We start from the raw sequence: 20,427 nt of genomic DNA, 5'->3' as shown, positions 1-20,427 counted from the left end.
CGAACAATTCTTTAGTTCACGGCGCGGATTACTTAGTTCACGTCGTGGATTAAGTAGTTCACGCCGTGGTTTACTTAGTTCACGCCGTGAACTAAAGAATTAGTCACGAAGAAAAACTTTTTCACTGCCTATATCTTCATCTTTATCCGACTGTAATTCCAAGATTAATCGCCCCGGGGAATTTATTACCTAACGAATGATCCGTTTAATCCGGGAATTCATGTATCTTTACCCTACGAATCAAACAGGATCTATATGGAGAAATATATACAAGGCGATCTTTTTTCTTCCGATAAGGCAGACAGGCCGACCGACAAGACGGTAGCGGTTCCTGCCGGAAAGAATGATTCATTGGACGAACTGTTTGCCCGGCTTTCCCAGTCGGACTTCCGAAGCCGCTTTTCCCTGAAGGCGAAAGACAAGGCCTATATTCAGGAAAAAGGATGGGAAACAATCCGTCAGCATGCCGAAGATTTCATCCGGAAACGCCTTGCTCCTGCCCTCATTCCCAACGACGGACAACAAACTCCCATGCGAGGTCATCCGGTATTCATTGCCCAACATGCCACAGGTTGTTGCTGCCGTGGCTGTTTCTTTAAATGGCATCACATACCTGCCGGCAGGGAACTGACCACTGAAGAACAACAGTATGCCGTCGCCGTGATTATGGAATGGATACGTAGGCAACTGGAACCGAAATCTATTTCAAAACCCTCAAAGCAGCCGAATACGAAAATAATTCTTGAAACCGAACGTCTCATCTTGCGCGAACTTGTACAAAATGACTACAACGACCTCTGCCGATTACTGCAAGACGACGAAACGATGTATGCCTATGAAGGCGCTTTCAGTGACCGGGAAGTACAAGCCTGGCTGGACAAACAACTGAACCGTTACCATTCTTATCACTTCGGATTGTGGGCGATGATCCGGAAAGATACACAAGAATGGATCGGACAATGCGGTATCACGATGCAGACATACAAGGATCAGGAAGTTCCCGAAATAGGTTATCTGTTACAACGCCGGTACTGGCACCAGGGATATGCGACCGAAGCCGCCATCGCCTGCCGGGAATACGGATTTAACACATTACAATTCCCGGCATTGTATTCCATCATCCGAGACACCAATCAGGCTTCCCAACGCGTTGCCATCCGCAACGGGATGCAACCAATTGACACAATCGTAAAATATTACCGGGGAATCTACATGCCCCATGATGTATTTTGTGTCAGGAAAGAGGAAATACTGCCAACTGCCATTCCATAAATGCAGTTAATGTTGCAAACAATCTTCGATCAATGTACCCTATTATATAAGGTATACAGACAAGGAACCCTGACAAGCACTTGGTTTATCAGGGTAAAAATCCTATCTTTGTAGATAAAGAGAGAAGGAAAAGGCAGATATTGTTTCAAGTCCAATAGCAAGGCAAGAAACCTGTTCAGTTTTTAATCACCTTAATACAAACATTGCATGCAAACCATTTTGATTGTAGAAGATGAGAAAAGAGTAGCCGACTTACTGAAAATCGGCTTGGAAGAGAATGGATATCAGACCCTGGTTGCCTACGACGGAGCCATGGGATTACGCCTTTTCCAATCCAACTCGTTCCAACTGGTCATCTCAGATATTATTCTTCCGAAACTGGATGGTTTCGAATTATGCAAGGAAATCCGGAAAGTAAACGAGCGAATTCCGATCCTGATGCTAACGGCCCTGGGTTCAGCCGACGATAAGTTGGAAGGATTTGATGCCGGAGCCGACGATTACATGGTCAAGCCCTTTGACTTCCGCGAACTGAATGCGCGTGTCAAAGTATTGCTGAAAAGAAATGCAGAAACAGTGGTCAGACCGCCTGAACAGATAACCTATGCTGATTTATCCGTTAATCTGAATCTGCGCGAAGTAAGGCGAAACAATATCGCAATCAAACTGTCTCCAAAAGAATACAATCTGCTTTTATATATGTTGGAGAATGCAGAGAAAGTTATTACCCGCGTCGAGATAGCCGAAAAGGTTTGGAATACCCACTTCGATACAGGAACTAATTTCATCGACGTATATATCAACTATCTCCGTAAAAAGATAGATAAAGACTTTGGCAAAAAGCTGATTCATACAAAACCCGGAGTAGGTTTCATTTTATCCGATAAGTTATGAAAATACGTACGGCTCTCACACTCAAGAATACCGGAGCAACAGCAACGGTCTTTCTGCTCTGTATGCTGATGATTTACTTCGTCAGTGAACATACCCGCAGTACAACATTCTTTCATGACCTGAGAGGCGAAGCCATTACCAAAGCCCACTTGTTTCTTCAGAACCAGGTGGATGCTCAGACCATGCAATCCATTTACCTCAACAACAGGCAATTCATCAACGAAGTAGAAGTAGCTGTCTATACAACCGATTTTCGGATGCTTTATCATGATGCCATACAGAATGACATCATAAAAGAAGATAGGGCGATGATAAACCGTATCTTGCAAGAAAAAGAGATAGAATTCTATATCGGCAAATACCAAGGACTCGGTATGCTTTACTCGTTTCAGGGAAAAGACTATATCGTTACAGCCGCCGCTTACGACGGTTACGGCTACAACAACTTATACGAATTGCAGAAGACATTGTCTGTCCTTTTCATTGTAGGACTGACCTTGCTCTTTATCGTTGGTTACTTGTTGGCCCGTTTTTCCCTGAAACCTATCAGAGATATCGTGCAGGAAGCTGAGACGATTACCAGTTCACAAATGGACCGACGTTTACCGGTCAAGAACGAAAAAGACGAACTGGGCGAACTGAGCATTACATTCAATGCCTTGCTGGACCGGTTGGAAACCTCATTCAACTCGCAAAAGATGTTCGTCAGTAATGTTTCCCATGAAATGCGGACACCGTTGGCAGCCCTGATTGCCGAACTGGATTTGTCTTTACAAAAGGAAAGAACCGAACAGCAATACAAAGAAGCCATTCAGCATGCATTACAGGATGCCCGAAGAATGACAAAACTCATTGACGGCCTTCTTAATCTGGCCAAAGCCGACTATCAGAAAGAACAGATCAAGATGCAGGAAATCCGTTTGGATGAACTTCTGCTCGACGTCCGGGAATATATCCTGAAAGCTCATCCGGAGTACAATATACATCTCTTGTTCGTAGAAGAAGATGCGGACGACGACCGCCTGATTACAGTCAAGGGGAATTTATATCTGCTCAACATTGCCTTTTCCAATTTAATAGAAAATAACTGTAAATACTCGGCTGATAAATCATCGTTCGTCCAAATTTCTTATTGGGATAAATGGAGTATCATCCGTCTTTCCGACGATGGCATTGGCATGACGGATACCGAGAAAGAAAAACTCTTTACCTTATTCTACCGGGGAGAACAGGAAAAGCAAGTAGAAGGACACGGCATCGGGATGGCTTTATCTCAAAAGATCATCCATCTTCACCAAGGAAGCATTGCCGTGCATTCCCAACAAGGCGAAGGAACGACCTTTATCATCGAACTACCGCATATCTAACAAACCGAATTTCAGGCACAAACCATGCTTCTAATAGTTTTCTAAGAGCACTCTAATAGTTTTCTAACAGGCACCGGAAAAAGCCTTTCCTACTTTTGTGTCGTCGAAACGAAACATAGTAGTAACGCTTAATCATTCAAAGGTGCAATGTGGAAGAAAAAGAAACAAAAAGAGCAATCCTCTTTTAACACAGAAAAGGTATTTTTAGCTGCTACTCAGCCATTAGGTTCTGTCTTCAGTTATTTCCAGACCTGCCGGATCGGATTAACTTCCGAAGAGGTAGAAAAAAGGTTAGCCCGCTACGGAAAGAACGAAGTAGAACACGAACAGAAAAAGAATCCGTTCTCAACCTTCATCAAGGCTTTCATTAATCCGTTTATCGGCGTACTGACCGGACTGGTTGTTATTTCCTTTTTCCTGGACATTCTATTGGCCGATCCAGGAGAACAAGACTGGACTGCCATTATTATCATTTCAACCATGGTAATATCCAGCGCCATTCTCCGATTTTATCAGGAATGGAAAGCCAACTTGTCAAGCGAAGCTCTGTTGAAGATGGTAACAAACACCTGTTATGTTAAACGAAGCGGTACCAGCGATGAAGAAATAAACATTGCGAATCTGGTTCCGGGCGATATCGTTAACATAGCAGCAGGCGATATGATTCCGGCAGATATCCGTATCACAGAAGCGAAAGACCTGTTTGTCAGCCAATCGTCACTCACAGGAGAATCAGACCCTATCGAGAAACATGCCGAAATAAAAGAAGGGAAATATCATAAAGGAAGCGTCATTGAGTTAGACAACATCTGTTTCATGGGTTCGAATGTCGTCAGCGGATCCGCGACAGGTATTGTGTTCGAGACAGGGAACAATACTTATTTGGGAACTATTGCCAAAAGCATCGCCGGTCATCGTGCTGCTACTGCCTTCGATAAAGGAATCAGCAAGGTCAGTTTTCTGTTGATCCGCTTCATGCTGGTTATGATTCCTTTTGTTTTCCTCGTGAATGGACTAACCAAAGGAGACTGGCTGGAAGCTTTCATCTTTGCGATTTCGGTAGCAGTTGGATTAACGCCTGAAATGTTACCCATGATTGTTACGGCGAATCTTGCCAAAGGAGCCGTGGCGATGTCGAAGAAGAAGACCATCGTAAAAGATTTGAATGCCATTCAAAACTTCGGAGCCATGAATATTCTCTGTACAGATAAGACCGGAACACTTACCTGCGACCAGATTGTATTGGAGAAATATATCAACGCCGATGGCAGCAGTGATAACGACAAACGTATTTTACGACATGCTTATTTCAATAGTTTCTTCCAGACAGGACTAAAGAATCTGATGGATAAAGCCATTCTTTCACACATCAAAGAACTGGGCCTGGAATATCTGAAAGAAGATTATAAGAAAGTTGATGAAATACCATTCGACTTCACCCGTCGTAGAATGTCGGTCGTCGTTGAAGACAAACAAGAGAAAAGACAAATTATTACCAAAGGAGCCGTAGAAGAAATGCTGGAAATATGTTCACATGCCGAATTCGACGGTTCGGTTCATCCTTTTACTTCCGCCCTGAAAAAGAAGGCTCAGGAAATCAGTTTGCAAATGAATAAACAAGGTATGCGCGTTCTTGCCATTGCCCATAAAAGCTATTTGAGCAAGGCTTCCGATTTCTGCATCGAGGATGAACAAGACATGGTATTAATAGGTTTCCTGGCATTCTTGGATCCACCTAAACAATCAGCGGCAAGAGCCATCAAACAGCTACATGAATATGGAATAGAGGTTAAAATATTATCCGGAGACAACGATGCAGTCGTACAAACCATTGCCCGGCAAGTAGGCATCGACACCGGTAATGCTCTAACAGGCATTGAGCTGGAAGCCATGAACGAAGAACAACAACATAAGGCAGTCCGTGAGACAACAGTCTTTTCCAAGCTCACACCTATGCAGAAGACACAGATTATCACGTTACTTCAAGACCAACAAAATACGGTTGGCTTCTTAGGCGATGGTATTAATGACGCTGCAGCTCTCCGCCAGTCGGATATTGGTATTTCAGTCGATTCGGCAGTTGATATTGCCAAAGAAAGCGCCGACATCATTTTGCTGGAAAAAGATCTGATGGTATTGGAAGACGGAGTCTTGGAAGGCAGAAAGACATTTGGGAATATCACCAAATATATTAAGATGACGGCCAGTTCCAATTTCGGAAACATGTTCAGTGTTATGGCTGCCAGTGCATTTCTTCCGTTCTTGCCCATGCTCCCGATACACTTGCTTATTCAGAATTTATTATATGATATCTCACAAACAACCATTCCTTTTGACCGGATGGATGCAGACTACCTGAAGAGTCCTCGTAAATGGGAAGCTTCTGATTTGAGCCGATTCATGGTATTTATCGGTCCGATCAGTTCCATCTTTGACATCTTGACTTACCTCGTCATGTGGTATGTATTCAGCTGCAACAGTATCGGACAACAGACGTTATTCCAATCCGGCTGGTTTATCGAAGGGCTTCTTTCGCAAACTTTAATTGTACATATGATCCGTACCCGAAAGATTCCATTCTTCCAGAGCTGTGCCTCCTGGCAAGTAACGGGCATGACTTTCCTGGTCATGGCAATCGGTATCCTGATACCTTTCTCTCCTATCGGACATTCCATTGGATTAGAGCCGTTACCGCTGAGTTATTTCCCCTGGTTAATAGGAATCTTGTTATCCTACTGCATCCTGACTCAAATTATCAAGAACTGGTATATCAAACGATTTGTAAAATGGCTATAATGAACAATGGTGAGAAAAATAATTGTATGTTTAACGATGACGGTAGCTGCAATTGGCAGCCACCGCCTCGTTGCCCAGAGTTTGGTTCTGAACGATGTAACAGAATTAGAGACAAATTTCCACAAAGGATTTAAATGGATCAATCTGCTTCGGACAGAGCTAAGCATTCCTGTCAATAATCAGATAGCGTTTGAATTAGCATCTTTCAGTGTATCAAAGAGCAGTGATACATACATCGCAAATGATTTACAGACTTTTTCAAATATCGACGCAGGAAACATACCGTGGACACTGGCTGTTCTTGGCATCAATTGGCAGATGAAAAATTCATCTCTCTTCATCGGGATACGTAATATTAACGAAGACTATTTTACGTCACCATGTACTGCCTTGTTTACAAACAGTTCCTGTGGTATTTTTCCTACTATTTCGGCTAATTATCCAATAGCCAATTACCCAGAGGCTTCAGTTGGAATAGATTATAAACTAAACATGAATAAATGGTTTCTCGAAACCTCTATTTACAACGGAACCGGGCATCATAATTTATCAGGTAAAGAAAACCTATTCCGCTTTTGCCCGCAAACAGACGGAATATTCAGTATCACTTCCTTAAATTATCAAAACTATGGCAACAGTTATTTTATGGGTATTGCTTTATATAACGGGATGTATCCTTGTAATGAAGTGGGAATCCAAGAAGAAACAATCAAGACACAAAAGAAAGGGATGAGCGCTACCCTATGGACTTATGCAGAACAAACATTAGTTCCCCAAGTGAAAGTATTGGCTCAATATTCATTCAGTACCCAAAGAAACAAAGGATGCCGGTATTATCTCGGTAGTGGTTTGATCTTATATACAACCCGATCAGAAGGAGGTCTCTTTATCGACTATGCAGATTTTTCTTCTATGGGAGAATGTGCTTGCGAAATTACCTGGAAATTTCCTTGTCTGAAAAACGGATACTTGCAACCAGCCTTGCACTTCATTAAAAACACATACGGGCAAAACCTGGTCGGCATGATTCGATTCGGTTATAATCTGAGCTGGAATGCGCATAAATCCAAATCAGCTTTCTGATCCATTCTACTTTTCGATACAGAAACACTTTAGCTATTTTTTCAGTAACGATTTAGTAACGATTCTGTATCAGAAACTATTTTCTCAAGGACTTTCGATGTCTGCCGACTAAATATAAAAAGTCCCGTAAAACATTCATTCTACGGGACTTATATTCTCCTCTCAGCTTTCTGGTTTTAAGCTTCAGCGGAGAGAGAGGGATTCGAACCCCCGGAACCTCTCAGTTCAACGGTTTTCAAGACCGCCGCAATCGACCACTCTGCCATCTCTCCAGTCGTTTCCAACATGTTTTGCAATCGTTTTGTTCTCAATTGCGGTGCAAAGGTAAGGATTATTTCCGAATCTGCAAATTTTCACAGCTGTTTTTTTCTTGTTTTCCCAAGAAATAGAATTATTGATCGCTAATAAACTAAACTCTAATATTATTTGTTACATTTGTAGGACGATAATAAATTCATTAATAAGTACTTTATGCGCAAATTAAGAAACTCTCTGTTTATACTGACAGTATGTGCTGCTTTCAGTTGCTCGATGTCGGCAAAACCGGATAAGGCAAATGAAGACACGGCTAAAGCAACGACTGAAACAACAACTACGGCCGAAGGAGAAGTGGTAAATATCACAAAGGCTGAATTTCTTACGAAAATATTTAATTACGAAAAGAGTCCCAATAAATGGGTTTACGAAGGGAACAAACCTTGTATCATCGACTTTTATGCAGACTGGTGCGGTCCTTGTAAGGCGGTGGCTCCGATCTTAAAGGAACTGGCATCCGAATACAAAGGCAAGATCATTATCTACAAAATAAATGTGGATAAAGAAAAAGAATTAGCCGGAGCTTTTGGTATAAGAAGCATACCAACGATGCTGTTCGTTCCTCAGACGGGAACACCGATGATGTCGCAAGGCGCACTTCCTAAAGAAGAATTGGTTAAACAAATTGATAGTTTCTTATTGAAGAAATAAATCCTTATAGAATAGGCAAGGTTACAAGCCGCTGTTTGTCTGCAAACAATCGGTTTGTAACCTTGCTTGTTTATATACATAAGCGACTGCTCAGGCGCATCAGGCCAGCATTCGTCTGGACACAAAAAAAGAGAGCATATCAGATAAACTGATATACTCTCCCTTATTAAGCTTTTGCACGAATTATTCTGCGCTTTCAGCCGGTGCTTCTTCAGCAGTTGTTTCAGCAGCAGCTTCTGCCTGTTTTGCAGCTTCAGCAGCAGCCTTTTCAGCTTTCTTCTGAGCTAGCGCTTCAGCTTTTACTTTGTTTACTTCTTTTTCAGCTTCCAAACGAGCAGCCTTAGCAGCCTTAGCAGCTTCAGCGTCTTTGTTCTTGATAGCTTCGAAAGAAGCCTGCTTGCTCTGTTTCCATGCCTGGAACTTTTCTTCAGCCTTAGCTTCGTCGAACGCACCCTTCTTTACACCTTCCAATAAGTGTTTCTTCAAGCAAACACCTTCGCGAGAAAGAATGTTACGTGCTGTATCTGTTGGCTGAGCACCTACCTGCAACCAATACAAAGCTCTATCGAAGTTCAAATCTACTGTAGCAGGATTAGTGTTCGGATTATAAGAACCTATCCTTTCAATAAATCTTCCATCACGTGGAGCCCTGCTGTCTGCAACTACGATCTGATAAAAGGCATAACCTTTGCGACCGTGTCTTTGTAATCTAATTCTTGTTGCCATTTGAAATAATAATTTTAATTAAGCTGTTTGTATTAGCATTTTGCGGGTGCAAAGGTAATAAAATACTTTTAATTCTACAATGTTTTATTCCACATTTTTCTGCCATTTATCCTATTTTCAACCAGTTTCTTCTTTCAAGCCTATAAATGACAGGTAACATTCCCAAATTATTTTCGAGTCAGTCCTGTTTATAACAAACCGTTTCACCCGGGTGGAACGATCATTCCACCCAGGTGGTTCGATCGTTCCACATAGGTGAAGAGATCGTTCCACCCTTGTGAAACGATAAAAATCATACGAGAAACGGGAATAAACTTACTGAAGAACAAGCTAATACTGCCCGAACAAGAGATTTTCTACTCACCTATACAACCAATCAACTGGTTTTACACGCCATTTCTGCCCAAGCCGAACGGTTTTCAAAGCCGCATTTTTCCAGAAATATTCCTCGAAATACAGGAATAATTTGTAAGTTTGCCTGCAAATGAATTTTGCATGCTAAATATAGAAAAAGATATTGCAGCCCATCTTCAGGATCCGGAAAAGCGAAGAAAAGCTTTTTCGCAAGTTGTATCGTTATATGGAGAGAAGCTGTACTGGCAAATTCGGAAAATGGTGCTCAATCATGAAGATGCCGACGACTTGTTGCAGAATACATTCCTCAAGGCATGGACAAACCTCGATTATTTCAGGGGAGAGGCCAAAATATCTACCTGGCTTTTCAAAATAGCCATTAACGAATGTATCACATTTCTGAACAAACAGCGCACACAGAATAATATCTCCATTGATGATGCAGACGTATTTCTGCTCGAACGGCTAAGAAGTGATGAATACTTTTGTGGTGATGACATCCAGCGGAAATTACAAGAAGCGATTGCCCTGTTGCCCGACAAGCAACGACTTGTATTCAATATGAAATATTTTGATGACATGAAATATGAAGAGATGTCGGAAATTTTAGGAACATCTGTCGGTGCCCTAAAAGCTTCCTACCATCATGCCGTCAAAAAAGTCGAGGAATATTTAACAAAAGATGTTTAAACCTTTCTCCCCGACTGTTGTCAATAGTTATATAAAAAATAAGTAAACAATGAAGATCGAAGACAATAATCTGAAAAACAAACTAAAAGAAAATCCATTCAGTACACCAGAAGGCTACCTGGAAGGATTGACAGATCGGATTATGAAACAAATTCCGGAAGAAACTATCATGCCGGAAGCCGAAAAAGTTTCTCTTCTGGATCGGTTACGCCCATTCCTATATATGGCAGCCATGTTTGCAGGTTTAGGATTATTCTTTAAAACGATTGCCCGCTTTGACGCCAGCCATACTGATGGAAGAGACACAACGTCATTGCTCGTAAAATCCATTAATCCAACTGATTCTAAAAAGATCATCATGGAATCGACTTATGATGAAGACGAAGAATTTTTGCATTACCTCGAGAACCAGTACACCGATGTTTTAATGCAAGAAACCCTTGATGGAGTGGAATAAATAAAATAATTTCGATAATTAACTTTTTTTTCATCTAAAAATGATATGAATAAATTTATAGTATATATATTTGCGGTGTTTTCAATAATACAGGTCACAGAGGTGATCGCCCAACCTTCCAAACAACATAAAGGGTTTGATCGGGAGGCTTACGAATCTAAAAAGAATGCATTTATAACGGCAGAATTAAAACTGACACCTGAGGAGGCAGCCGCTTTTATTCCTTTGACGAATGAACTCGAACATAAGAAATTTGAAGCCAGTCAGGAATGCCGGAGAATAAATCGGGAGCTTCGTAAGAAAGAATCCCCGCTTGAGAAAGACTATAATCAAGCAATTGATGTATGTCTGGAAGTTCAAATGAAGGAAGCTGAACTGGAGAAAGAATATTATAATAAATTCAGAAAGGTCCTTTCACCGGAAAAGCTTTACAGATATAAAAATGCGGAAATGAAATTTGCCCGTATTTTTATGAAAGAAAGAAACAAGAAAGATTAAAATTAGATATTATCATTATTTGTGTTTTTTGTTTAGATTTAGTTTTGGCGTTTAATTTTAGGGAGGGGTAGCGACGTGATGTCGGTCCCCTTTTTTTGTTTATAAGCCTTTGGCTTTTGCTTCATTCCAGATCGCGTCCATTTCAGCTAAAGTCATATCTTTCAATGAACGTCCCTCTTCCTTCGCCTTCTCTTCCAAATAATTGAACCGGCGAATAAATTTCAGATTGGTTCTTTCCAGTGCATTATCCGGATTGATCTTGTACAGACGAGCTGCATTGATCAGGCTAAAGAACAAATCACCGAATTCGGCTTCCATCTTGTCGGCGTCCATTTTATTTATTTCTGCCTTCAGCTCATTGAATTCTTCGTTCACCTTATCCCATACCTGCTCACGTTCTTCCCAGTCAAAACCGATGTTACGGGCCTTATCCTGTATCCGATGCGCTTTGACTATTGAAGGCAACGAAGCCGGCACACCGGCTAATACCGTCTTGTTTCCACCTTTTTCTTTCAACTTCAGCTGTTCCCAGTTCTGCTCCACCTTTCCGGCCGTATCTGCTTCTACGTTTCCAAACACATGCGGATGACGGAAGATCAGCTTATCGCACAAACTGTCGCAAACATCCTTGATATCAAACTCACCTTTCTCATCTCCTATCTTGGCATAAAAGACAATATGCAACAACAAATCGCCCAACTCTTTCTTGATGTTCACCTGATCGTCGCGCATCAAAGCCTCACAAAGCTCATAGGTTTCTTCAATCGTATTGGTACGCAGGCTTTCATTTGTCTGCTTACGATCCCACGGGCATTTCACCCGCAATTCATCCAGAATATCCAGCAACCGGCCGAATGCTTCCAGCTTTTCACTTCTTGTACTATTCATATTTCTTTGATTTGTATATACCTGTTATTATAAAGAAAGAAAAGGAGAACCGGTTGTTCTGGTTCTCCTCTCCTATCATTCGTTTATTTTGATTTAAACTGCTTCAATCCGTTTTCGAGGAACTGAATATATAGTGAAACATCCTCGTTAAACGCATACGACGGCCCGAGTGGTTTTCCGTTGCCATCGAGCGTCACATAGAACGGCTGGGCATTGGCACCAAACTTACTCCGCTGCAAGTAGCTCCACTTGTCTCCTACCGTCTTTAATGTACGTTTCTTGCCATTTTCTTCTATCTGGATAGGTTCCGGCAGCTTCGTCTTGTCATCCACCATCAAAGTGATCAGCACATAATCCTTTTCCAGTAAGTCTTTCACCCGTGCATCCGTCCAAACCGAAGCCTCCATCTTACGGCAGTTGACACAACCGTAACCAGAGAAATCTATCATAACCGGCTTATTGTTCTTCCGCGCATATTCCATTCCCAACTCATAATCGTCAAAGGCCGCGTGTACTTCACTATTATATAAGTTGAAATCCTGCGTATATAAAGGCGGAGCAAAAGCACTGATTGCTTTCAACGGCGCACCCCACAAACCGGGAATCATATAAATAGCAAAGGCAAACGAGATAATTGACATAAATAACCGGGGAACAGAAACATACTTCAAGTCACTGTCATGACTGAACTTGATTTTTCCCAACAGATAGAATCCGAGTAAGGCAAAGATGGCTATCCACAAAACGATAAAGACTTCACGATCGAGCAGACGCCAGCCATAAGCCAAATCAGCTACCGACAAGAACTTCAAAGCCAAAGCCAATTCCAGGAAACCTAAGACTACCTTGACAGAGTTAAGCCAGCCACCTGATTTCGGCATATTCTGCAACATATTCGGGAAGATGGCAAACAGACTGAACGGAATAGATAAAGCCAAAGCAAAGCCGAACATTCCGATAGCCGGTCCGATAGCTGTACCCATCGAAGCCGCCTGTACCAGCAATGTACCAATAATCGGACCCGTACAAGAGAAGGAAACCAGCACCAGCGTAAACGACATAAAGAAGATGCTGATAATACCGGTTGTAGAATCGGCCTTGCTGTCCAGCTTGTTGGTCCACGACGAAGGCAATACCAATTCGAAGGCTCCAAAGAAAGAAACAGCGAACAAGACCAACAACAAGAAGAAAATAATATTGAAAATGGCATTGGTCGACAAATCATTCAAAGCACTTGCCCCGAACAGACCTGTAATCAGCAAACCCATTACCAGGTAGATAACAATAATTGATGCGCCATACGTCATAGCATCCCGAATGGCTTTCTTCCGGTCTTTGGTACGCTTCAGGAAGAAACTAACCGTCATCGGGATCATCGGCCAGACACAAGGAGTCAATAATGCAACCAGACCACCCAAGAATCCGGCAAAGAAAATAAACAACAAACTGTGATCAGCTGCCGTAATTGTCGCATCCCCAAAAGCTTTCAGCTCCTCAATCACCGGTTCCCATAAATCAGAAGGACCAACCGATTGAGACTCCATAGGCTTGACCAAAGCGGCAGGCTGGTTCTCTTCTGTCGCCGCTACTTCTTCTTTCACTTCCTCAGCAGATGTATCAGCCACAAGTTCGTCTGCCGGACTTGTGTCAGATTTCGCCTCCAACGCCGCTAAAGTCTTATTTACATCAATGCTTTTCTTATCAAATGAGAATTCTTCTTTTTCCGGAGGCAGGCAGTTTTCATCATTACATGCCATAAATTCAACGTAACCTTCCAGCTTTAGACCTTTTGGATCGGTCACCTCGATCTTCTGCGTAAAGGTTACATTCTTGGCAAACCAACGCAGATTCATGTTAAACTGCTCATCGAATACAGTTGTCGCTTCCTTCGAGGCTATCGGCTCGCCGATTAATTTGGCGCCTTTTACCGTTTCAAAAGCAAACGAAGTTGAAACAGGTCCTCCTTCAGGAAGGTTCATATCATATAAATGCCAGCCATTGTCGATCGTAGCCGTAAAGGTTAATGTCTTTTCAACCGATTCGGAATCATCCAGTTTAATCTTCCACTTGACAGGCGTTAATATCTGCGCTTGCCCAACCCATGCGACCAAAGTCAGCAACCATAAACATAAAAATCTCTTCATATAAAATAATGTGTTTATCAGTTTTTACTTGTCAGTGATTTGAATGAATCCGGAATACGCGTATCAAAACGCATCTCCTCGCCGGTTTCCGGATGAATAAAATACAACCGCTGCGCATGAAGCATCAGTCGGCCTGTCGGATCCGTTTCGGCTCCATATTTGTAATCTCCCGCAATCGGATGCCCGATATATTCCATTTGAGCACGGATCTGATTCTTCCGGCCGGTTTCCAGGTTCAACTCCAACAATGTATATTTATCATTCGAGCGCAACACCTGATAACGCGTGATCGCTTCCTTTCCTCCTTCAGCCACAACATAAACCCGAGCTTCAGCGTTTTCCTTTAAATTAGTAGTCAGCAAATCCGAATCTTTCTCCGGACGTCCTTCCACCACAGCCACATATGTCCGCTCAGTAATCATATCATTCCAGTTTGCCTGCATCTTTTCCTGTACGGCACGCGTCTTCGCAAACATCATCAGTCCGGAAGTTTCCCGGTCCAAACGATGCAAGACAAATATTTTATTTCTGGGATCACTCTTCTTCAAATAATCACTTAAGATATGATAAGCCGTACGTTCGCGCACTTTGGCTGTCGCAACAGAAAGCAAGCCTTCCTTTTTATTGATGACAATTACAAAATCATCCTCATAAACAATATTCAACAGCTGATTATTAAAGGCTACTTTCCCCCGTTCATAACTGATTGTTACAACATCTCCCGGCTTAAGCGGAGTATCAAACTGCGTTGTCACTTCCTGATTAACCAATATCTGCCCATGTCCTAACAAAGCTTTTACAGATGACCGGCTTTGTTCCTTCAACAAATCAAACAAGAATGGGAGCAATGTCGTTTCCTGCTCGATTGTAATATTTCTTCCACGCGGAGCTTTTCCCGCCTGTCTCGTTTTTTGGTAGCTAAAGCGTCTGTTCATATAATTTATATTCCAATATATCGTACAAAGATACGGGCATTTTTGTGATTTGAAAAAATTATCTGTTTCTTTGTATGTCAAAATCAATTAATAAGTTGGAGATAGTATGAAAACGAAGATCTGTATAAAGCTACTTAGCCTGTTAGCCTGCCTGTTTTGCCTTGGACAGACAAAAGCCATTGAAAAGAAACATCTCAATATCGTATTCATTGGGAACAGTATTACTTACGGAGCCGGTTTAACAGATCCGACCCACGATGCTCCACCCGTCTATACTGCTCTATATTTAGGCAAACAGGCCGGCATTGGAGAAGTTAAATACTCCAATCAGGGAGTAAGCGGTTGTACAACGGTCGACTATCTGCCAGAAACCCAAACCTTATTTACCAAAATGCAACAAGCTGCCGATCAGTTTAAGGATGAAGACTGGGCAACGATGGTATTTTCTATTATGTTAGGGACGAACGACAGTGCCATCAAAGGAACGAACGGCTGTCCGGTTTCACCAGAACAATACTATAAAAATATGTCTACGATCATCAACAAACTGCTTGAACTTTATCCAGGCTGCAAAATTGTACTGAACCGGCCCATCTGGTACAGTCCGAATACCTATAATGGTTCTATGTATTTAAAGGAAGGATTACTTCGCCTCCAATCATATTATCCGGAAATCCAGAAACTGGTCGAAGCCTATTCACAGACAAATCCGGGTCAAGTATTCTTAGGAGACACAGAAGGATTTGACTTCTTTAAAGAGAACTACGATAAATTTCAACACGAAGACGGCAATGCCGGCATATTCTTCTTACATCCTACGAAGGAAGGAGCCAAAGATTTGGGAGAATTGTGGGGTAAAGCTATTTACGAAGCTATCAATCAATGAAAGAACGTAATAAGATTCGGCAATTTATACAAGGATTAAGACAGATCATTGTTCAAAATCCGGTAGAGGCATGTCTGGCGTGTATTTTTTTCATACTATGGTGTAGTCTGGAAAATTACGGAGGCCAGTTCATCCAAACCTTATTGAGATATAGCCCGATGGTATTCTTGGTCGCCTGCATATTGCATCATAAAACATCAGGCAGATTGCAGATATTATATTACATCAGTCCTTTATTACTGATACCGTTTTATTGGGTGAACGAAAGCATTCTTTTGCGTTACCTATTCACATTCGGAGCGATACAACTCCTTTATATTCTGTCATTCAATAGAAAGAAGGACTCCGATTTTATATATTCTTTCTTGAGTTATATCAAACTCATTGCCATTACGGTCTTCCTATCATCCGTTACCTGGAGTGTGTTGCTATTGATCACTTTCTCTATCCGCTATATATTTGATATCTGGCAAGGATCGTCCGAACAGATAATCCAATATACGCAAGCTTTCTCCTACGGATTGTTGGCACCTTTGTTTTTTCTCCAGTTCAATTCCATGAAAGAAGAATCAAAAGAAGCATTCAACACATTTCTGTCTTTTCTGGCAAATTTTATTCTGTCGCCGTCCTTGTTAATTTACAGTGTAATCTTGTATTTGTACATTTTCAAGATTATCCTTACATTTAATTTACCAAAAGGACAGATAGCCTATCTGGTTACCGGCTTTGTCAGTTTATTGTTCCTTCTGAAAGGCTGCCAGTCATTTCTGCGTCAACGCTATTATGATTGGTTCTACCGGCATGCGAGTTTACTTTCCATACCTACATTAATACTTTGCTGGATTGGTATTTATTACCGCATTTCTCAATACGGATTTACAGTACCACGAGTTTACCTAATAGTTGTTGTCCTACTATTGACTTTATTATCCCTGTCTTTTTTCACCAAAAAGGTCTCCCATTATTATATCATTGCCTGGACAGCAGTTGTTATCACCGTAGGAATATCATACATTCCCGGTATTTCTGTACAGGATATAGAGACTTCTTCTCAGGAAGGGCGAGATCACTCAGGGAACGATTCATCAAGTAAAATCCAATTCATCTCGATAGAAAGTAATGAACCAGTCGATATTGCTTCTTATCATAAAGCATATTTCATAAATCCATATAGGAATGAAGGTAATTACTTTCAGACAATACATGACAGTCTATTTATTTACATAGAAAACAAATTAGTACTGAAAGAAGGTTATTCCCAACTACTGAACATCCAACTGACAAAGGCTGGAATAGATTCTTCAGATTCTATTCCGGAAGAGAAATATGCCTGTATGCTTGAATATACAACAGACTCAACAAAGTTCGTATTTGAGCGATTACATATTCAGCGTACCGATACAACATTCCAACTGACGGATGTACTTCCAAAATGTTATTTAATGAAATGAACTTTCTTAACTCATCAAAACAATGAAACAAACAAATAAATCTCTTTTCCGTGCAGAGAATGGAAAATCTTACCTGATTCCATTTATTTTAATTACTTGCCTGTTTTTACTTTGGGGATTTGCCCATGGGCTGCTCGACGTCTTGAATAAACATTTCCAGACAGAATTTACGATGTCGAAAGCAGAAAGCGGATTAGTCCAGTTTGTTACTTATATAGCTTATTTCCTAATGGCTTTGCCTGCCGGCAGTTTTATGAAGCGATTCGGATATAAACGAGGAATCATCTTCGGCTTACTATTATTTGCCTTAGGAGCCTTTTTATTCATTCCCGCCGTGATGATTCATTCGGCATCACCTTTCCTCGTCGCTTTATTCATTATAGCATGCGGATTATGTATGCTTGAAACTGCTGCCAATCCTTATTCTACTGTACTTGGACCAACAGAATCAGCGGCACAACGCCTCAATCTATCTCAGTCATTTAATGGCTTAGGTTGGATTTTAGGACCATTAGTAGGCGGCTTATTGATATTCGGTGCAGAACAAGGTGACCAATTTGCCTTGGCAAGACCTTATTTATTAATAGGAATAGTAGTCATTGTTGTTGCTCTTATATTCTGTTTCATTCACTTACCAGAAATAAAAGAAGAAATTATTGATGAAGCTTTCCCGGATGAGAAATCAACACTAAAGGAAATGACTCCAACCATTCCACTCTGGAAACGCAAACAATTCGTACGAGTCGTCATTGCCCAAGCCTGTTATTGTGCCGCTCAAACTGGCATATTCAGCTTCTTTATCAACTACGTAACGGAAATAGATACACAAATAAGTAATACACAAGCAGCCAAATTCCTGGCTTTCGGAGGTATGGCTCTGTTTATGTTTGGCAGACTAACCGGAAGTTTCACCATGAAATGGTTAAAGCCCAACAAACTATTACGACAATATGCCTTTTTAAGTATAGTTTGCATGCTGCTTGTTATTTCTTCCATCGATGTAATATCACTATATGCTCTTTATTGTTCTTTCTTCTTTATGTCTATCATGTTTCCAACCATTTTTGCCTTAGGGCTGGAAGGTATGGGCAGTAAAACGAAGAAAGCCTCTTCTTATCTTGTCATGAGTGTAGCAGGCGGAGCTTTCAGTCCCATTCTAATGGGACATATCGGAGAAAGTCAAATGGCAATTGGCTTTATTATTCCCTTATTAGCCTTTTCATACATATTATATTTTGCTTTTACATGCAAAGATTAAATGTATTATCCAGTTCTTAAAGGCAGGATCACAAAATTCCCCTTTAAGAACTGGACATTATTTCTTAAAACAGACTTAGTCTGGTATGAACTACACTCACATTCAATTCTACAAATAAAAAACCGCACCCATAAATTATGGGCACGGCTTTCTCAAAAATGCAATATTTACTACTATTTAAATAAGATATTATTCTCTTGCATATCCAGGATTCTGTTCCAAATTCGGATTACGCTGAATTTCATTTACAGAAATAGGCCATAACAAATCTGTTTCCTTAATAGTAGCACCCGCAGCATTGGTTGCACCTACCAAGTCAACCCAAGTAATCTGTCCTTTAGTTGTATCTGAGATATTCGGGAATTTACCTACACGTACACACAAATCCCACATCTTAAATTCCAGTGGCATTTCACGTAAACGTTCATTCCAACATTCTTCAATAAAGGCTTGCTTACCTAAAGTTTGCAGATCTGCAGCAATTTCATCAACAGTTTTGCCGTCCATGTTAGCTCTAGCTTTTACCTCTGCCAAATATCTTGCAGCTTCAGCTGTAACACCTGTAGACTGAGCTATTGATTCTGCTGCATCCAATAATGTCTCAGCATAACGATAAATATTCCAGTCCTTACTACCTTTACCCGTGTTTTCCATAGCATCCTGATCAAAGTAGTACCAACAACCTGCGACATCAGAAGTCCAAGTCTTATTGTTTGTTGTATTGGTATATTCCCAAACAAAGAACTGCTGAGGCTGGATACGGAGGTCGTTATCTTCATAGATATTCAGATAACGATCTATCGGACCATGAGTACGTTCGAAGATTGAATATTTGTCAAATACAGAAACAGCTGAACTACTGAATGCATAAGTAGGCAACCAACCACTTGTTGAGATGGAAGCATCATGCTCGTAAGAATAAATGACCTCAGCGTTGTTGTCGACAGTACGCAACTGGTTGTATGCGCTATTCAGAGCCTTGTCTGTATTAGTCAACAGGCTATGCTGGCCAGAGTTAATGATAGACTTAGCGGCTTCAGCTGCTTCTGAATACTTGTGCTGGTACATATACACATCGGTCAACAACATGTATGCTGTATTCTGAGTGATATGATGACTATCTGTGAAGCGACCATTTGTTAGATTAGGAATAGCTTCCTTCAAGTCAGTCTCAATCTGAGCATAAATAGTAGATGTTTCTGTACGTGGCAACTCCATGTTTTCAGCAGCTTCATACGGTTCTGTATAAAAAGGAACTGCACCAAAAGTCTTCACCAAATAGAAATAGCTGAAAGCACGGAAAAATTTAGCTTCCGCTATAAGACGTTCACTAACGCCTGCTTCAGTATAATTAGCCAAAGGAATGTATTTGAGAGCCTGATTTGCACGGTTGATACCCTCATAACATGCATCCCAAACACCATCCATCTTGCTTGCCATCTCAATCGTGTGATCTTGACGGGTCAATAAACGGCTGTACTTACATTGTATTTCCTGGTTCTCATAGCTATTAGTAAAATAACCAGTTAATTCTTCTGGCAGGGAAGCGAAAGTATTGACGTACGCACTACCGAAGCCAACATAATTACTGACAGCACCTGTTCTGTAAAGGTTGTAGATGGCACCTTCAGCTCCTTCTTGAGTCCGGAAGAGAGACTCCGTTGCCATAGAAGAGCGTGGATTCTCTTCCAAGAAATCGTTGCAAGCCGAGAAACTCATTAATCCGACTAATGCAACTGTTATTGTTAATATATTTTTCATT

The 20,427-nt window shown here is 41.2% G+C and carries 17 protein-coding genes, 1 tRNA gene and 1 pseudogene; 13 read left to right on the top strand and 6 right to left on the bottom strand.

The window, feature by feature from the left end; translation table 11 throughout:
- Positions 1-255: 255 nt before the first annotated feature.
- The 6 genes and pseudogenes from NEE14_RS00170 to NEE14_RS00145 form a co-directional block, all read left to right on the top strand.
- Positions 256-690, top strand: a pseudogene (locus NEE14_RS00170) (DUF4186 domain-containing protein); the annotation flags it as partial.
- A gap of 45 nt (positions 691-735) precedes the next feature.
- Positions 736-1,272, top strand: coding sequence for a GNAT family N-acetyltransferase (locus tag NEE14_RS00165; protein WP_251966349.1), 537 nt, complete (start codon positions 736-738; stop codon positions 1,270-1,272).
- A gap of 207 nt (positions 1,273-1,479) precedes the next feature.
- Complete coding sequence (locus tag NEE14_RS00160) at positions 1,480-2,166, top strand: response regulator transcription factor (RefSeq protein ID WP_251966256.1); 687 nt, start codon at positions 1,480-1,482, stop codon at positions 2,164-2,166.
- Positions 2,163-3,533: a HAMP domain-containing sensor histidine kinase gene (locus NEE14_RS00155; protein WP_251966255.1), complete on the top strand. Its 1,371-nt coding sequence runs from the start codon at positions 2,163-2,165 to the stop codon at positions 3,531-3,533. Before NEE14_RS00160 ends, NEE14_RS00155 begins: the two co-directional genes overlap by 4 nt.
- Before the next feature lie 147 nt (positions 3,534-3,680).
- The gene (mgtA, locus tag NEE14_RS00150) at positions 3,681-6,329 is read left to right on the top strand and encodes a magnesium-translocating P-type ATPase (protein WP_251966254.1); all 2,649 of its coding nucleotides are present in this window, start codon (positions 3,681-3,683) and stop codon (positions 6,327-6,329) included.
- Between the two features lie 6 nt (positions 6,330-6,335).
- A complete protein-coding gene (locus NEE14_RS00145; RefSeq protein ID WP_251966253.1) occupies positions 6,336-7,412 on the top strand; it encodes a carbohydrate porin in 1,077 nt (358 codons plus the stop codon).
- 187 nt (positions 7,413-7,599) lie between these two features.
- Here NEE14_RS00145 and NEE14_RS00140 read toward each other — a convergent pair.
- Positions 7,600-7,684, bottom strand: a tRNA-Ser gene (locus NEE14_RS00140).
- A gap of 199 nt (positions 7,685-7,883) precedes the next feature.
- Here NEE14_RS00140 and trxA point away from each other — a divergent pair.
- Positions 7,884-8,378: a thioredoxin gene (gene trxA / locus NEE14_RS00135; RefSeq protein WP_251966252.1), complete on the top strand. Its 495-nt coding sequence runs from the start codon at positions 7,884-7,886 to the stop codon at positions 8,376-8,378.
- A 183-nt stretch (positions 8,379-8,561) separates the two neighbouring features.
- On the opposite strand, the gene NEE14_RS00130 is transcribed toward trxA, so the two are convergent.
- Complete coding sequence (locus NEE14_RS00130; protein ID WP_251966251.1) at positions 8,562-9,104, bottom strand: 30S ribosomal protein S16; 543 nt, start codon at positions 9,102-9,104, stop codon at positions 8,562-8,564.
- A 495-nt stretch (positions 9,105-9,599) separates the two neighbouring features.
- Here NEE14_RS00130 and NEE14_RS00125 point away from each other — a divergent pair, with 495 nt between their 5' ends.
- Genes NEE14_RS00125 through NEE14_RS00115 form a run of 3 tightly spaced genes read left to right on the top strand, consistent with a single transcriptional unit; the run spans position 9,600 to position 11,103 of the window.
- Complete coding sequence (locus NEE14_RS00125) at positions 9,600-10,148, top strand: RNA polymerase sigma factor (RefSeq protein ID WP_251966250.1); 549 nt, start codon at positions 9,600-9,602, stop codon at positions 10,146-10,148.
- 49 nt (positions 10,149-10,197) lie between these two features.
- Positions 10,198-10,605: a hypothetical protein gene (locus NEE14_RS00120; RefSeq protein ID WP_251966249.1), complete on the top strand. Its 408-nt coding sequence runs from the start codon at positions 10,198-10,200 to the stop codon at positions 10,603-10,605.
- 45 nt (positions 10,606-10,650) lie between these two features.
- Positions 10,651-11,103 (top strand): hypothetical protein, encoded by a 453-nt coding sequence (locus NEE14_RS00115; RefSeq protein ID WP_251966248.1) that lies wholly within the window; start codon positions 10,651-10,653, stop codon positions 11,101-11,103.
- A gap of 99 nt (positions 11,104-11,202) precedes the next feature.
- On the opposite strand, the gene mazG is transcribed toward NEE14_RS00115, so the two are convergent.
- From mazG to NEE14_RS00100, 3 genes are all read right to left on the bottom strand, one after another.
- Positions 11,203-11,991 carry a nucleoside triphosphate pyrophosphohydrolase gene (gene mazG / locus NEE14_RS00110; RefSeq protein ID WP_251966247.1) on the bottom strand — a complete coding sequence of 263 codons (789 nt, stop codon included), beginning with the start codon at positions 11,989-11,991 and terminating at the stop codon, positions 11,203-11,205.
- 83 nt (positions 11,992-12,074) lie between these two features.
- Positions 12,075-14,135: a protein-disulfide reductase DsbD family protein gene (locus tag NEE14_RS00105; protein WP_251966246.1), complete on the bottom strand. Its 2,061-nt coding sequence runs from the start codon at positions 14,133-14,135 to the stop codon at positions 12,075-12,077.
- Between the two features lie 17 nt (positions 14,136-14,152).
- Positions 14,153-15,070 (bottom strand): RluA family pseudouridine synthase, encoded by a 918-nt coding sequence (locus NEE14_RS00100; protein ID WP_251966245.1) that lies wholly within the window; start codon positions 15,068-15,070, stop codon positions 14,153-14,155.
- 106 nt (positions 15,071-15,176) lie between these two features.
- Between NEE14_RS00100 and NEE14_RS00095 the strand changes: the two genes are divergently transcribed.
- From NEE14_RS00095 to NEE14_RS00085, 3 genes are read left to right on the top strand one after another with little or no spacing between them, the layout of a single operon-like run.
- Positions 15,177-15,956 carry a GDSL-type esterase/lipase family protein gene (locus NEE14_RS00095; protein ID WP_251966244.1) on the top strand — a complete coding sequence of 260 codons (780 nt, stop codon included), beginning with the start codon at positions 15,177-15,179 and terminating at the stop codon, positions 15,954-15,956.
- Positions 15,953-17,407 (top strand): DUF4153 domain-containing protein, encoded by a 1,455-nt coding sequence (locus NEE14_RS00090; protein ID WP_317259000.1) that lies wholly within the window; start codon positions 15,953-15,955, stop codon positions 17,405-17,407. The genes NEE14_RS00095 and NEE14_RS00090 overlap by 4 nt, the downstream gene beginning before the upstream one ends.
- Positions 17,408-17,429: 22 nt before the next feature.
- Positions 17,430-18,665, top strand: a complete 1,236-nt coding sequence (locus tag NEE14_RS00085; protein ID WP_251966242.1) for a sugar MFS transporter — start codon at positions 17,430-17,432, stop codon at positions 18,663-18,665.
- 189 nt (positions 18,666-18,854) lie between these two features.
- Here NEE14_RS00085 and NEE14_RS00080 read toward each other — a convergent pair whose 3' ends face one another.
- Complete coding sequence (locus NEE14_RS00080) at positions 18,855-20,426, bottom strand: RagB/SusD family nutrient uptake outer membrane protein (protein WP_251966241.1); 1,572 nt, start codon at positions 20,424-20,426, stop codon at positions 18,855-18,857.
- Position 20,427 lies beyond the last annotated feature (1 nt).

Origin of the sequence: Parabacteroides sp. AD58 (assembly GCF_023744375.2) — a bacterium.
Taxonomy (GTDB): Bacteria; Bacteroidota; Bacteroidia; order Bacteroidales; family Tannerellaceae; genus Parabacteroides; species Parabacteroides absconsus.
The sequence above is the reverse complement of the archived record's forward strand: the minus strand, read 5'-3'. Positions and strand labels throughout refer to the sequence as shown.

Bases quoted from the DNA above. Each gene is read 5' to 3' on its own strand.
- NEE14_RS00120 (WP_251966249.1), top strand. From the start codon at position 10,198: ATGAAGATCGAAGACAATAATCTGAAAAACAAACTAAAAGAAAATCCA.
- NEE14_RS00160 (WP_251966256.1), top strand. From the start codon at position 1,480: ATGCAAACCATTTTGATTGTAGAAGATGAGAAAAGAGTAGCCGACTTA.
- NEE14_RS00100 (WP_251966245.1), bottom strand. From the start codon at position 15,070: ATGAACAGACGCTTTAGCTACCAAAAAACGAGACAGGCGGGAAAAGCT.
- NEE14_RS00130 (WP_251966251.1), bottom strand. From the start codon at position 9,104: ATGGCAACAAGAATTAGATTACAAAGACACGGTCGCAAAGGTTATGCC.
- NEE14_RS00155 (WP_251966255.1), top strand. From the start codon at position 2,163: ATGAAAATACGTACGGCTCTCACACTCAAGAATACCGGAGCAACAGCA.
- NEE14_RS00090 (WP_317259000.1), top strand. From the start codon at position 15,953: ATGAAAGAACGTAATAAGATTCGGCAATTTATACAAGGATTAAGACAG.
- NEE14_RS00145 (WP_251966253.1), top strand. From the start codon at position 6,336: ATGGTGAGAAAAATAATTGTATGTTTAACGATGACGGTAGCTGCAATT.
- NEE14_RS00095 (WP_251966244.1), top strand. From the start codon at position 15,177: ATGAAAACGAAGATCTGTATAAAGCTACTTAGCCTGTTAGCCTGCCTG.
- mgtA (WP_251966254.1), top strand. From the start codon at position 3,681: ATGTGGAAGAAAAAGAAACAAAAAGAGCAATCCTCTTTTAACACAGAA.
- NEE14_RS00125 (WP_251966250.1), top strand. From the start codon at position 9,600: ATGCTAAATATAGAAAAAGATATTGCAGCCCATCTTCAGGATCCGGAA.
- NEE14_RS00085 (WP_251966242.1), top strand. From the start codon at position 17,430: ATGAAACAAACAAATAAATCTCTTTTCCGTGCAGAGAATGGAAAATCT.
- NEE14_RS00105 (WP_251966246.1), bottom strand. From the start codon at position 14,135: ATGAAGAGATTTTTATGTTTATGGTTGCTGACTTTGGTCGCATGGGTT.
- NEE14_RS00080 (WP_251966241.1), bottom strand. From the start codon at position 20,426: ATGAAAAATATATTAACAATAACAGTTGCATTAGTCGGATTAATGAGT.
- trxA (WP_251966252.1), top strand. From the start codon at position 7,884: ATGCGCAAATTAAGAAACTCTCTGTTTATACTGACAGTATGTGCTGCT.
- NEE14_RS00115 (WP_251966248.1), top strand. From the start codon at position 10,651: ATGAATAAATTTATAGTATATATATTTGCGGTGTTTTCAATAATACAG.
- mazG (WP_251966247.1), bottom strand. From the start codon at position 11,991: ATGAATAGTACAAGAAGTGAAAAGCTGGAAGCATTCGGCCGGTTGCTG.